Origin of the sequence: Lysobacter helvus (assembly GCF_018406645.1) — a bacterium.
In the GTDB taxonomy this organism is placed as follows: domain Bacteria; phylum Pseudomonadota; class Gammaproteobacteria; order Xanthomonadales; family Xanthomonadaceae; genus Noviluteimonas; species Noviluteimonas caseinilytica.
On record NZ_AP024546.1, the window covers coordinates 1,975,441 to 1,989,542 of the forward strand.

10 protein-coding genes and 1 riboswitch are annotated in these 14,102 nt (G+C 68.6%); of the genes, 8 read left to right on the forward strand and 2 right to left on the reverse strand.

Going from position 1 to position 14,102, the window contains the following annotated elements:
• Positions 1-26: 26 nt before the first annotated feature.
• Entirely contained in the window at positions 27-917 is an 891-nt protein-coding gene (locus LYSHEL_RS09650; protein WP_213433838.1) for a glycine zipper 2TM domain-containing protein, read from the forward strand.
• A 118-nt stretch (positions 918-1,035) separates the two neighbouring features.
• Here LYSHEL_RS09650 and LYSHEL_RS09655 read toward each other — a convergent pair whose 3' ends face one another.
• Positions 1,036-1,923 (reverse strand): PhzF family phenazine biosynthesis protein, encoded by an 888-nt coding sequence (locus LYSHEL_RS09655; RefSeq protein ID WP_213433839.1) that lies wholly within the window; start codon positions 1,921-1,923, stop codon positions 1,036-1,038.
• A 137-nt stretch (positions 1,924-2,060) separates the two neighbouring features.
• On the opposite strand from LYSHEL_RS09655, the gene LYSHEL_RS09660 reads away from it, so the two are divergent.
• The 4 genes from LYSHEL_RS09660 to LYSHEL_RS09675 all read left to right on the forward strand — a co-directional run bounded on the left by LYSHEL_RS09660 (position 2,061) and on the right by LYSHEL_RS09675 (position 8,246).
• Positions 2,061-4,646 carry a bifunctional aspartate kinase/diaminopimelate decarboxylase gene (locus tag LYSHEL_RS09660; protein WP_213433840.1) on the forward strand — a complete coding sequence of 862 codons (2,586 nt, stop codon included), beginning with the start codon at positions 2,061-2,063 and terminating at the stop codon, positions 4,644-4,646.
• Positions 4,643-6,004, forward strand: coding sequence for a UDP-N-acetyl-alpha-D-muramoyl-L-alanyl-L-glutamate epimerase (gene murL, locus LYSHEL_RS09665; RefSeq protein WP_213433841.1), 1,362 nt, complete (start codon positions 4,643-4,645; stop codon positions 6,002-6,004). The genes LYSHEL_RS09660 and murL overlap by 4 nt, the downstream gene beginning before the upstream one ends.
• A complete protein-coding gene (gene murD, locus LYSHEL_RS09670) occupies positions 5,985-7,391 on the forward strand; it encodes a UDP-N-acetylmuramoyl-L-alanine--D-glutamate ligase (protein ID WP_213433842.1) in 1,407 nt (468 codons plus the stop codon). Before murL ends, murD begins: the two co-directional genes overlap by 20 nt.
• Positions 7,392-7,463: 72 nt before the next feature.
• Positions 7,464-8,246, forward strand: a complete 783-nt coding sequence (locus LYSHEL_RS09675) for a dienelactone hydrolase family protein (protein WP_213433843.1) — start codon at positions 7,464-7,466, stop codon at positions 8,244-8,246.
• A 92-nt stretch (positions 8,247-8,338) separates the two neighbouring features.
• On the opposite strand, the gene LYSHEL_RS09680 is transcribed toward LYSHEL_RS09675, so the two are convergent.
• A complete protein-coding gene (locus LYSHEL_RS09680; protein WP_213437758.1) occupies positions 8,339-9,268 on the reverse strand; it encodes a polyprenyl synthetase family protein in 930 nt (309 codons plus the stop codon).
• 186 nt (positions 9,269-9,454) lie between these two features.
• Positions 9,455-9,540, forward strand: a riboswitch (glycine riboswitch).
• Between the two features lie 131 nt (positions 9,541-9,671).
• On the opposite strand from LYSHEL_RS09680, the gene gcvP reads away from it, so the two are divergent.
• From gcvP to LYSHEL_RS09695, 3 genes are all read left to right on the forward strand, one after another.
• The gene (gene gcvP, locus LYSHEL_RS09685) at positions 9,672-12,560 is read left to right on the forward strand and encodes an aminomethyl-transferring glycine dehydrogenase (protein WP_407075140.1); all 2,889 of its coding nucleotides are present in this window, start codon (positions 9,672-9,674) and stop codon (positions 12,558-12,560) included.
• Between the two features lie 144 nt (positions 12,561-12,704).
• The gene (locus LYSHEL_RS09690) at positions 12,705-13,025 is read left to right on the forward strand and encodes a PilZ domain-containing protein (protein WP_213433845.1); all 321 of its coding nucleotides are present in this window, start codon (positions 12,705-12,707) and stop codon (positions 13,023-13,025) included.
• Between the two features lie 290 nt (positions 13,026-13,315).
• Positions 13,316-13,936 carry a response regulator transcription factor gene (locus LYSHEL_RS09695; RefSeq protein ID WP_213433846.1) on the forward strand — a complete coding sequence of 207 codons (621 nt, stop codon included), beginning with the start codon at positions 13,316-13,318 and terminating at the stop codon, positions 13,934-13,936.
• Positions 13,937-14,102: the final 166 nt, after the last annotated feature.

Sequence of the window (14,102 nt, forward strand, 5' to 3'; positions counted from 1 at the left end):
CGCCATCCCGGCGCGTGGAGTCGACCATGAAGCGCTTGTCCGCCACCCTTCTCGCCGCAGGCATGCTGGCCGCCGTCGGCACTGCCTCCGCGCAGACCTACGGTGGGTACAACACGTACGGCAGCAACACCGCCACGCGCACCGTGGTGCCCGATCGTTACGGCAACACCAGCAACGCGATCTACGACTACGCGCGCGTGCTGCGCGTCGATCCGGTGATCGATTCGCGCTACGGCGGCAGCAACACGTACCGCACGGGCAACAACACGTATTCGAGCAACGGGTACGGCAACAACACGTATTCGAGCAACGGGTACGGCAACAACAACAACAACACGTATTCGAACAACGGCTACGCCAACCAGTCCGGCCAGAATTGCTACAACTCCGCCTCGCGCGGCGGCTACACGACCGATCGCTACGGCAATCGCGTGGCGTCCAACGATCCGTACTACCCGCAGCAGGGCCATTACGGCACGGACACCGGGCGCACGGTGGCGACCGTGATCGGCGGCATCGCCGGCGCGGTGCTGGGCAGCAAGGTCGGCGGCGGCACCGGCACGTATGCGGCGACCGCGATCGGTTCGATGGTCGGTGGCCTCGCCGGCCGCCAGGTGTACGAGAGCACGCAGCGCCGCAAGTACGAAGGCAACGCGGTGGAGGTGTGCGATCCGTCGGATGACTCGTACTACGGCAACAACAACAGCTACAACAACGGCTACAACAACAACGGCTACAACAACAACGGCTACAACAACAGCAACAACGGCTATTACGGCAATAACGTCGCCAGCAACGATGGTCGTGTGATCGGTTACGACGTGACTTACGAGTACATGGGTCGGCAGTTCGTAACGCGCACCGACTATCACCCCGGCGACAAGATTCGAGTCAGGGTAGACGTGCGTCCGGAGTAGCGAGCCGATGCGCTCACGTCCTGCCCTATCGGCAGGACGTGCATCGGGGAGCCGGGCAGCGAAAGCTGCACGCGTGCGTTTCAGGGAGAGGGGGGCCGCTTCGTTGGCCCCCCTTTTTTTATGTCGCGACAGGCCAATCGATATGCCCGTCGACCACCGTGCACACGCGCCCACCCGACCAGACATCGCCGTTGCCGTCCACCTGCAGTTCGATGATCGCGTCGTGCCCGACCTCGCGGCCCTGGCTGATGCGATAGAACCCGCTGTCGCCGGGTAACGCATCCTGCGACGCCAGGTACGCGGCGAGCGTCGCGTTGGCTGCGCCCGACGCGGCATCCTCGAACTGCGCCGGCGCGCCCACCCACGCGCGCACCGCCAGGTAATAGACCGGATCGTCGCTGCGCGCGAAGACGCACACGCCCATCGTGTCGGTGGCCTGCGCCAGGGCGCCGATCGCGGCCCAGTCCGGCGCGGCCGCGCGCAGTTGCGCCTCGTCCGCCAGTTCCACCAGCCACCAGCGGCGGCCGCCTTCGACCAGCGCCGGCGGCAAGCGCCCCAGCGGCAGGCCCGCGAGCGCGGCACGCAGGGGCGGATCCTCCGGCGATGCGGTTTCCACCACCCGCGACCGCGGCGTGCGCACCGCGATCGTGCGCGCGGGCCCCGTGCCGGTCACGCGCAACGGCAGCTGCCCCGCCAATCCGTCCTGGACGAGCAAGCCGTCGACCGGCGTGGCCAGCCCGGCCGCGAGCGCGACATGGGCGCTGCCCACGCTCGGATGCCCGGCGAAGGGCACTTCGCGGCGCGGGCTGAAGATCCGCAGGCGGTAACTGGTGCCCGGCGCCACGGGCGCGAGCAGGAAGGTGGTTTCCGGCAGCCGCGTCCAGCGCGCGATCGCCTGCATCGCCGCATCGCCCAGGCCTTCGGCATCCAGCACCACCGCGAGGGGATTGCCGGCGCCGGGACGGTCGGCGAACACATCGACTTGCTGGTAGCGGCGCAGGCGCATCGGGGATCCAGGGGCAGGGCGGGGGCCTGCGCGGGCCGGCATTGTTGCGCGTCCCGTGTCGTCCTGCGCGCGCCGCGCGGTTTGGCGCGGCGATTTTGCTTAGAATCGCGGCTCTTTTCGCAAACCGGGAATCGGCGGTGCCAGGCGATCGTTGGGTGGTCTTGAAGTTCGGCGGCACGTCCGTGTCGCGTCGCCATCGCTGGGACACCATCGGCCGCCTCGCTGCCGAACGTGCACGCGAAGAAGGCGTGCGGGTGCTGGTCGTCGTGTCGGCGCTGTCCGGCGTCACCAACGAGTTGCAGGCGATCACCGCCGCCGCGCCCGGCGAATCGCTGGACGCGCGCTTCGATGCGCTGGTCGAACGGCATCGCGCGTTCTGCGCGGAACTCGAACTCGATGCAGACACCGTGCTCGGCGCGCGCCTTGCGGCCCTGCGCGCCCTGTCGACCGATCCGCGTGCGAACACGCGCGACCTGCCGTGGCAGGCCGAAGTCCTCGCGCAAGGCGAGTTGCTGTCCTCGACACTCGGCGCGGCCTACCTGCAATCCACCGGCGTCCCGTTCGGATGGTGCGATGCGCGCGAATGGCTCGACGGCGTTTCGCTGCCGAACGCCAGCCCGTGGGCGCAACGCCTCTCCGTCAATTGCCGTTGCGCGCCCGATGCCGGCCTGCAGGCGCGCTTCGCCGCGCAGCCCGCGTCGTTGCTGGTGACGCAAGGTTTCATCGCGCGGCATGCCGATGGCGGCACGGCGATCCTGGGCCGTGGTGGTTCCGATACCTCCGCTGCGTACTTCGGCGCGCTGCTCAACGCGAAGCGTGTCGAAATCTGGACCGACGTCCCCGGCATGTTCAGCGCCAACCCGCGCGACGTGCCCGACGCGCGCCTGCTCACGCGCCTGGACTACGCCGAAGCGCAGGAAATCGCGACCACCGGCGCCAAGGTGCTGCATCCGCGTTCGATCGCACCGTGCCGCGACGCCAACGTGCCGATGGCCATCCTCGATACCGAACGCCCCGATCTTCCCGGCACGCGCATCGATGCCAGCGCCGCCACGGTGCCCGGCGTCAAGGCGATCAGCCGCCGCAACGGCATCGTGCTGGTGTCGATGGAAAGCATCGGCATGTGGCAGCAGGTCGGCTTCCTCGCCGACGTGTTCGAACGCTTCAAGCGCAACGGGCTGTCGGTCGACCTGATCGGTTCGTCGGAAACCAACGTCACCGTGTCGCTCGATCCGAGCGAGAACCTGGTGACGACGAATGTGCTCGAAGCGCTGTCGGCCGACCTCGCCGAAGCGTGCCGCGTGAAAGTCATCGCGCCGTGCGCGGCGATCACGCTCGTCGGCCGCGGCATGCGTTCGCTGCTGCACAAGCTGTCGGACGTGTGGGCCGCGTTCGGTCAGGAGCGCGTGCACCTGATCTCGCAGTCGTCCAACGACCTCAACCTCACCTTCGTCATCGACGAAGCCGACGCCGACGGCATGCTCCCGCAGGTGCACGCCGAACTGATCCGCGGCGGCGCGATGCCGGTGCAGGAAGCCAGCGTGTTCGGGCCGAGCTGGCGCGAGATCGCGCACGGCAAGCCCGCGAAGCGCACGCCGTGGTGGGTGGACAAGCGCGACACGCTGCTGGCGAAGGCGCAGGGCACCCCGCGTTACATCTACGATCTGGCGACCGTGCGCGCCCGTGCGCGCGACCTGTCCGGCATCGACGCGATCGACCGCCGCTACTACGCGATCAAGGCCAACGCGCATCCCGCGATCCTGCGCACGCTGGTGGAAGAGGGGTTCGGCCTGGAATGCGTGTCGCAGGGCGAACTCGACCACGTCTTCAAGCAGGTGCCGTCGCTGTCGCCGGAGCGCGTGCTGTTCACGCCGAGCTTCGCGCCTCGCCACGAATACGAAGCCGCGTTCGCGCGTGGCGTCACCGTCACGATCGACAACGTCGAAGCCTTGCAGCGCTGGCCCGACGTCTTCCGCAACCGCACCGTGTGGCTGCGCCTGGACCTGGGCCACGGCGAGGGCCACCACGCGAAGGTGAAGACGGGCGGCGTCGCGGCGAAGTTCGGCCTGTCGCTGCAGCGCTTCGACGAATTCGTCGCGCTCGCGCGCACGCTCGACGTGCGCATCAGCGCGCTGCACGCGCACCTGGGCAGCGGCATCGACGATCCGCAGCACTGGCGCGGCGTGTACGCCGAACTCGCGGGCCTGGCCGACAGCGTCGGCACCGTGGAGACCATCGACATCGGCGGCGGCCTGCCGATCGCCTACACGCCGGACGCCGAAGACTTCGACCTCGCCGCCTGGCGCGCGGGCCTCGACGAAATCCGCGCTGCGTATCCGCGCTTCGCCCTGGCCATCGAACCCGGCCGCTTCCTCGTCGCCGAATGCGGCGTGCTGCTGCTGCACGCCACGCAGGTCGTCGAGAAGGACGGCGTGCGCCGCGTCGGGTGCGATGCGGGCATGAACGCCCTCGCGCGCCCCGCGATGTACGAGGCCTACCACGGCATCCACAACCTCACGCGCCTCGCCGATGCCGACACGATGAATTGCGACGTCGTCGGCCCCATCTGCGAGAGCGGCGACGTGCTCGGCCACGCCCGCCCCCTGCCGCGCGCGACGGTCGAAGGCGACGTGATCCTCGTCGCCGACGCCGGCGCCTACGGCATGGCCATGGCCAGCACCTACAACCTGCGGGCCCTGCCGGCAGAGGACACCATCGAATGACCGGCTGGACCTTCTCGCGCGAATCGATCCGCGCCTTCCGTTTCGTGCGCAACACGTTCGATGCCGCCACCGGCGTCGCGCAACTCGTGTATGCGTTCGACGACGGCCCCGAGCTGATCGAAACGATCACGGTGCCCGGTGCGCCGTTCGCGCTGCAGGGCGAACGCGCCGCAGCCGCGCAACGCGCGCTGCGCCTGCTGCACCTGCTGGCCGGCGTGAGCTACTACAAGGCCGCCGTGCCGCGCGAGATCGTGATCGAAGGCGACCCGATCGACGTCGACACGGCGCTGTTGCTGGAGTCGTTCTACGTCAACGGCCTCGGCGAGTTCGCGTATCGCAACGGCCTGCACCTGCACGACCGCATCAAGTTCCCGCACGCCGCGGGTGCGACGCCGGCTGCGCCGCAGCTCGGGCTGCGCGAGCACGCGCTCGTTGCCATCGGCGGCGGCAAGGATTCGCTCGTTTCGATCGAAGCGCTGCGCACCGCCGGCGTCGAACAGACCGTCACGTGGATCGGCGGATCGCAGCTGATCAAGGCCTGCGCCGAACGCACGGGCCTGCCCACGCTCAACCTCGGGCGTTCGCTGGCACCGCAGTTGTTCGAGTTCAACCGCCAGGGCGCGTTGAACGGGCACATCCCGGTCACCGGCGTGAACTCCGCGATCATGCTGTTCGCGGCCATCGTGCTCGATGCGGACCAGGTGGTGTTCTCGAACGAACGCTCGGCCAGCTACGGCAGCCTCATCGAAGGCACGGGCGAGGTGAACCACCAGTGGTCGAAGGGTTGGGCCTGGGAACAGGCGCTCGGCGACCACGTGCAGTCGCATGTGGCCGCGGACCTGCGCTACTACTCGTTGCTGCGTCCGCTCAGCGAACTCGCCGTCGCGCGCCAGTTCGCGAAGAGCGACCGCTACGATGCGCACTTCTCCAGCTGCAACCGCAACTTCCATTTGCTGGGCGAACGCCCGGCGATGCGCTGGTGCGGCGTGTGCCCGAAGTGCCACTTCGTGTTCCTCGCGCTCGCGCCGTTCATGCCGAAGCCGCGCCTGGTCGGCATCTTCGGGCGCAACCTGCTCGATGACCCGCAGCAGGTGGGCGGCTACGACGCGCTGCTGGAGTACCAGGACCACAAGCCGTTCGAATGCGTCGGCGAAGGCCGCGAATCGCGCGCCGCGATGGCCGCGCTCGCCGGGCGTCCCGAGTGGCGCGAAGACGCGCTGGTCGAACGCTTTGCGCGCGAAATCCGCCCGCAGCTGGATCCGCATGAACTCGATGTCGCGGCGTTGATGGTGCTCGACGACGCGCATCGCGTCCCGGCTGCGCTTTGGGAGCGCCTGCGTGCGCATTTCGCGGCTTGACGGCAAGCGCGTTGCGCTCTGGGGCTGGGGCCGCGAAGGTCGCGCAGCATATCGCGCGATCCGGTCGCGGTTGCCGTCGCTGCCGCTGACGCTGTTCTGTTCGCCGGACGAAGGCCACCTGGCGCGCCAGTTGGGCGATGCGATGCTGGAGGTGCGTACGTCCGTCGATGCGGATGCGCTGGCGGACTTCGAAATCGTCGTCAAATCGCCCGGCATCAGCCCGTATCGCGACGACGCACGCGCCGCCGCCGAGCGCGGCACGCGATTCATCGGCGGCACCGCGCTGTGGTTCGCCGAACACGCGGCGAGCGGCCGCGGCAGGACGCTCTGCGTCACCGGCACGAAGGGCAAGAGCACCACCACCGCCTTGCTCGCGCACCTGCTGCGCGCCGGCGGCCATCGCACCGCGCTCGCGGGCAACATCGGCCTGCCGATGCTCGAACTGCTGGACCAGGACACGGCGCAGGACGCGCCGGAATTCTGGGTGATCGAGCTGTCGAGCTACCAGACCGGTGACGTCGCCGACAGCGGCGCGCATCCCGACCTCGCCATCGTGCTCAACATCTTCCCGGAGCACCTCGACTGGCACGGCGGCGAAACCCGCTATGTCACCGACAAGCTGCGCCTGCTCAGCGACGCGCATCCGCGCATCGCGGTGGTCAACGCGCACGATCCCGCGATCACCGCGGTGCCGCTGCCGCACAGCGATGTGCGCCGCTTCGGCGATCGCGACGGTTGGCACCTGCAGGGCGACGCGCTGTATCGCGGCGATGCCTTGGTGATGGACACGACGCACCTGCCGCTGCCGGGCCGCCACAACCGCGGCAATTTGTGCGCAGTGCTCGCCGCGATCGAAGCCCTGGGCCTGGATGCCCCCGCGCTCGCGCCGCACGCGGCCACGTTCCGCCCGCTGCCGCACCGCCTGCAGCCGATCGGCACGCGCGAGGGCATCACCTACGTCAACGATTCGATCAGCACCACGCCGCACGCGACGCTCGCCGCGCTCGCGTGCTACGCGGACCAGCGCGTGGCGTTGCTCGCCGGCGGCCACGATCGCGGCATCGACTGGTCGAACTTCGCCGAGGCGATGCGCACGCGTGCGCCGGCCGCCATCGTCACGCTCGGGCAGAACGGGCCGAAGATCCACGACCTGCTTGCACCGGTCGCGCGCGAGGCGGGCTTCGCCTTGTCCGCCGCCGCCGATCTTGCCCATGCCGTCGCACAGGCGCGCACCGCATTGGGCGGGGAGGGCGTCGTGTTGCTGTCGCCGGGTGCGCCCAGCTTCGGCATGTACCAGGACTACGTTGCGCGCGGCCGGCATTTCGCCGCGCTCGCGGGCTTCGATCCCGACGCCATCAGCGCCATCCCGGGCCTCGGCATCGCGTAGGGATTCACGCCGGTCCAACACCGGCGGGGTAGGCTCGGCACCGCTTCGGAACGCCACACAAGGAGAGTCGTCATGCGTCGCGCACTTGCAGTCGTTGCGTTGCTCCTCACCGGCCTGTCCACCGCGCACGCGGCGATGCAGGCCAGGCCCGTCGAATGGAAGGTCGGCAAGGACACCTTCAGCGGTTACCTCGTCTACGACGATACGAATGGCATCAAGCGCCCCGGCCTGGTGATGGTGCCGGACTGGAAGGGCGTGTCCGACAGTGCGATCGAAAAGGCCAAGCATGTCGCCGGCGACGACTACGTGGTGCTGCTCGCCGACGTGTACGGCAAGGGCGTGCGCCCGAAGAACGACGAAGAGTCGATGGCGCAGGTCAAGAAGCTCTACGCCGATCGCAGCGTGCTGCGCGCGCGCGTCGCCAAGGCGCTCGAGGTGCTGAAGGCTTCGAAGGACGTGCCGCTCGACACGACGCACCTCGGCGCGGTCGGCTACTGCTTCGGCGGCGCCACGGTGCTGGAACTCGCGCGCATGGGCGCCGACGTCGACGCCGTCGTGACCTTCCATGGCGGTTTGAACACCGACATGCCCGCCAAGCCCGGCACCGTGAAAGCGAGCCTGCTGGTGCTCAACGGCGCCGACGACCAGGGCACGAAGGGCGACATCCCCGCGTTCGAGAACGAGATGAATGCCGCGAAGGTGGATTGGCAGTTCGTGAACTTCAGCGGCGCCGTGCACTGCTTCGCGCTGCCGGATGCGAACAAGCCGCCGGGCTGCATGTACAACGAACTCGCAATGCACCGCGCAGAAAGAATGATGCGCGTCTTCCTCGCAGAACGCTTCGCCACCAAATAGACCGGTGACCCAGTAACGCAGTCCCGCAGGGACTCCAATTCCCCCTCCCCGCCACGCGGGGAGGGCAGGGGAGGGGACGCCCCGAAACCGCGTCAGTGATCCCGAGACACCGAATACTTGGCCAACCCCCGCAACGCATCCGTAGCCGCATTCCCCGCAATCCCGTCGAGCGCCGCCTCCGCCGCATCCGCGAATTCCATCGCCCGCTTCCGGCTGTATTCCAGCCCGCCGGTCGCATGGATCGCCGCCATCACCGCCGGCATCGCGTCCACGTCCCCATGTTCGATCGCATTGCGCAGCACAGCTTGCGTGGCCGCATCGCTGTGCGCGATCGCGTGGATCAGCGGCAGCGTCGCCTTGCCTTCGGCCAGGTCGTCGCCGAGGTTCTTGCCCAGCGTGTCGGCATCGGACGCGTAGTCCAGCACGTCGTCCGCGATCTGGAACGCATAGCCCAGCTGCATGCCGTACGCGTGCATCGCATCGCACGTTGCGGCATCCGCACCGGCCAGCATCGCACCCAGGCGCGTCGCGGCGGCGAACAACACCGCGGTCTTGCGTTCGATCACGCGCAGGTACGCCGCTTCGTCGGTGTCGGGATTGCGCACGTGCAGCAGCTGCAGCACTTCGCCTTCGGCGATCTGGTTGGTCGTGTCGGCGAGCAGTTGCATCACCGGCATGCGATCCAGTTCCACCATCAGCTGGAAGCTGCGCGAGTACAGAAAGTCGCCGACCAGCACGCTGGCCGCGTTGCCCCACACCGCGTTGGCGGTGCGGCGGCCGCGGCGCAGGTCGGATTCGTCCACCACGTCGTCGTGCAGCAGCGTCGCGGTGTGGATGAACTCCACCACGGCCGCCAGCTGGTGCGCGTCCGGTCCGCGATGCCCCAGCGCGCGCGCCGCCAGCAGCAGCAACATCGGCCGCAGCCGCTTGCCGCCCGCGCCCACGATGTATTCGCCGACCTGGTTGATCAGCACCACGTCGGACGCCAGCCGGCGCCGGATCAGCGCATCCACCGCCGCCATGTCCTCGCGCGCGAGCGCCTGGATGGCCGGGAGGTCGGGCAGGGCGCGCGCGGACTGGGGACTTGCGGGGTCAGGGACGGACAAGGGAACGACCGGTCGGGACTGATGAGGCGGCAATTATAGGGGGCCGTCGTTCCGCGTTTGCCCGCCGGGGCGGCCCATGCGACCATGCGCGCGCTTCCGCAGCATTGCCGCGTGGGAGAGACCGGTTCGCCGGCGCCGAAGGAGCAACCGCCCCGGAAACTCTCAGGCAAAAGGACCTCGCGGCAAACACAATCTGAAAAGTGACCGTCGGTTCTTCGCGCGTCGCGCCCCGGGATCCTCCCCCTCCGGTGCCTGACACCCCTGTACGCGAATCCGTTTCGGCCCGCCGAAGGAGTAACGCTCTCAGGCGAATCGACAGATGGGGCGCTCCTCTCACTCCGGGCGCGCCTGCATGAAAACCCCCTTCGATACCCGCAATGAATTCATCGCGCGCCACATCGGCCCGCGCGACGCCGACACGCGCGCCATGCTCGAGACGCTGGGTTATGCCTCGCTCGATGCGCTGACCGACAGCGTCGTCCCCGGCAGCATCCGTGGCAGCAGCGTGCTGCCGGCCGGCGAAGGCCTGGGCGAAGCCGAAGCGCTCGCGATGCTGCGCGGCATCGCCGACCGGAACAGCGTCCTGCGCAGCTTCATCGGCCAGGGCTACTACAACACGCACACCCCGGCGCCGATCCTGCGCAACCTGCTCGAGAACCCCGCGTGGTACACGGCCTACACGCCGTACCAGCCGGAGATCTCGCAGGGCCGCCTGGAAGCGCTGCTCAACTTCCAGACGCTGGTCAGCGACCTCACCGGCATGGAAATCGCCAACGCGTCGCTGCTCGACGAAGGCACCGCCGTCGCCGAGGCGATGACGTTCTGCAAGCGCCTGTCGAAGAACAAGGCCGCCAACGCGTTCTTCGTGTCCAACCACTGCCATCCGCAGACCATCGACGTCGTGCGCACGCGCGCCGAACCGCTGGGCATCGAGGTCGTCGTCGGCGACGAAGGCGACCTGGCGGACGTGTCGAAGTTCTTCGGCGCGGTGTTCCAGTACCCGGCGACCAACGGCGACGTCGTCGACCTGCGCGCGCTGGTCGAAAAATTCCACGCAGTGAACGCGCTCGTCGCCGTCTCGGCCGACCTGCTCGCGCTCACGCTGCTCACGCCGCCGGGCGAATTCGGCGCGGACCTGGCCATCGGCAGCGCGCAGCGCTTCGGCGTGCCGCTCGGTTTCGGCGGCCCGCACGCGGCGTACTTCGCGACGAAGGATGCGTTCAAGCGCGACATGCCCGGCCGCGTCGTCGGCATCTCGATCGACCGCCACGGCCAGCCGGCGTATCGCCTCGCGATGCAGACGCGCGAGCAGCACATCCGTCGCGAGAAGGCCACGTCCAACATCTGCACCGCGCAGGTGCTGCTGGCCAACATCGCCAGCATGTATGCCGTCTACCACGGCCCCGAAGGCCTGCAGGCAATCGCCGAGCGCACGCACGCGCTCACCGCGATCCTCGCCGCGGGCCTGGCGCAGCTGGGCGTCAAGGCCGAACAGGCCGCGTTCTTCGACACACTGAGCTTCGCCACCGGCGATCGCACCGCCACCCTCCACGCGAAGGCGCGCGAGGCCGGCATCAACCTGCGCGAGATCGATGCGACGCACCTGGGCGTGTCGCTCGACGAAACCGCCACGCGCGCGGACGTGGAAGCGCTGTGGTCGGTGTTCGCCGATGGCAAGCAAGTGCCGGACTTCGATGCACTGTCGAGCACCGACGCCACGCTGCCCAAGGCGCTGCGCCGCACCAGCAAGTTCCTGCAGCACGCGGTGTTCAACCGCTACCGCTCCGAAACCGAGCTGATGCGCTACCTGCGCAAGCTCGCCGATTACGACCTGGCGCTGGACCGTACGATGATCCCGCTGGGCTCGTGCACGATGAAGCTCAACGCCGCCAGCGAGATGATCCCGGTGACGTGGCCGGAGTTCGGCGCGCTGCATCCCTTCGCGCCGGTCGCGCAGTCGCAGGGCTACGCGCAGATGACGCGCGAGCTCGAAGCGATGCTGTGCGAAGCCACCGGTTACGACGCCGTGTCGCTGCAGCCCAATGCCGGCTCGCAGGGCGAATACGCGGGCCTGCTCGCGATCCGCGCGTACCACGCCAGCCGCGGCGAAGGCCATCGCGACGTCTGCCTCATCCCGTCGTCGGCGCACGGCACCAATCCCGCGACGGCCAACATGGCCGGCATGCGCGTGGTCGTCACCGCGTGCGATGCGCGCGGCAACGTCGACCTCGGCGACCTGCGCGCCAAGGCCGCGCAGCACGCCGACAAGCTCGCCGCGATCATGATCACGTACCCGTCCACGCATGGCGTGTTCGAGGAAGGCGTGCGCGAGATCTGCGACATCGTGCATTCGCACGGGGGCCAGGTGTACATCGACGGCGCCAACATGAACGCGATGGTGGGCCTGTGCGCGCCGGGACAGTTCGGCGGCGACGTCTCGCACCTCAACCTGCACAAGACGTTCTGCATTCCGCACGGCGGCGGCGGCCCGGGCGTGGGCCCGATCGGCGTCAAGTCGCACCTCGCGCCGTTCCTGCCGGGCCACCGCACCGGCGGCCTGGCACGCAACGAAGGCGCCGTGAGCGCCGCGCCGTACGGCAGCGCGAGCATCCTGCCGATCACGTGGATGTACATCCGCATGATGGGCGGCGACGGCCTGCGCCGCGCGTCGCAGATGGCGATCCTCAACGCCAACTACATCGCGCGCCGCCTCGAGACGCATTACCCGGTGCTGTACGCGGGCCACGAAGGCCTGGTCGCGCACGAATGCATCCTCGACCTGCGCCCCCTCAAGGACGGCAGCGGCCTCGGCGTGGAAGACGTGGCCAAGCGCCTGATCGACTTCGGCTTCCATGCGCCGACCATGTCGTTCCCGGTGGCCGGCACGCTGATGATCGAGCCGACCGAAAGCGAATCGAAGGAAGAACTCGATCGCTTCTGCGACGCGATGATCGCGATCCGCGACGAAATCCGCGCGGTGGAAGCGGGCACGCTGGACCGCGAGGACAACCCGCTGCGCAACGCGCCGCACACCGCGCACGAAGTGGTGGGCGAGTGGACGCATCCGTACTCGCGCGAGATGGCCGTGTATCCGCTCAAGTCGCTGGTCGCGGGCAAGTACTGGCCGCCGGTGGCGCGCGTGGACAACGTCTACGGCGACCGCAACCTGGTGTGCGCCTGCCCGCCGATGGAAGCCTACGCGGAGTGACGATCCGGCCTGGCGTTGCTGCACTGCGCAACGCAAGGCCCGTTACAGCACCGTTGCTCGGCCGAACCCAACCGCCGGTCCGCTCCGGGCCGGGATTGCACGAACGTACACGGCCCTTACGGGGCCGTCTGTACGATCCGGGGCATGGAGACCGCTGCCCTCGAAGTGCGCCGCCATGAACGCCACAACGTGCTCTGCGCGGTGACCGTCGCGCGGGACGGACAGGCCCATGAAGGCTACATCCTTGACCTGTCCGTGGGCGGCGCGCGCGTGGATCTCGACGGCGGCTGGACCCCGGTGCGCGGCGCGATGCTGCGCATGTGCTTCGACGTCCCCGACAGCGAAGCGATCGCGCTCGATACGCAAGTGGCGTGGTTCGCCACCAACCACATCGGTTTGCGTTTCGCCCCGCAGCAGGACGATGCGATCGCCCGCCTGCTCGATGCCGCGGGCGCCGTGCACTGATCGCCGGCCGCATGCGCGGCCCTGCGTTTTTCCCCGTGTCGCCCTGACGAATCTGCGTTGATCGCGGCACGAATGTTCTTGCCGTGGAAAAACGCGGCTTCGGACGGTTCCGACCGCACGCGCGTTCCCATCTAATTCCGCACCGGCGAACGTTCGCGTTCGCCGCAACCGGCGTCGTCGCAGTCCTGGTGCGCGACGCGTCGCCGGAAACCACACGACATTTGCCCCCTGGTGCAATGGACCGACGCGCGTCGATCGGTTCGCATGCATCCTCCCGACAAGGACCTTCCATGTACAAAGTGATCATCGTCGACGACCACCCGATGGTCGCCGCGTCGCTGCGCAGCCTGCTCGACTCGCATGACCAGTTCGAAGTCGTCGCGGTCCACGACAACGGCGGCGCCGCCCTGGCCGCCGCACGCAACCTCTCCCCCGACCTGCTGGTGATCGACCTTGGCGTGCCCGTGCTGGGCGGCGTGGAAGTCATCTCGCGCCTGCGCGCCGGCGGTGCGCAATTCGGGATCCTGGTGATCTCCGGCGGCGAGGCGCACGAAAGCGGCCTGCGCGCACTGCGTGCCGGCGCCAACGGCTTCGTGCACAAGACCGACGCGCTCAACGAAGTGGTGATGGCAGCGCTGGTGGTCGCGCGCGGCAAGTCCTACTTCAACCAGGAACTGCTGGCGCTTGCGGGCGACAGCAATTCCGACGGCAAGCCGGTGAGCCGCCTGACCGAACGCGAGTTCGAAGTGTTCCGGTGCCTGGTGGCCGGGCAGTCCAACCGCGAGATCGGCGACCACATGCGCCTGAGCAACAAGACGGTCAGCGCGTACAAGATGAAGATCCTGCGCAAGCTGGGCGCGCGCAACATCCGCGATCTCATCGAACTCGCCCGCGAAACGCAAACGATCTGACGACGCGCGCGAAAGCGCGCAGCCCGGGCGGGACGCCGCCCACCGATGCATGCACGTGCCAAGGCGCGTGCAATCGCTGCATTTCCCCCTTCCTTCGAATGACGCCTCCCGGCAAGCGCCGATCGCATGGCGTGGCGCGGCGCGATTCCCAAGCTGTGTGGTTCCT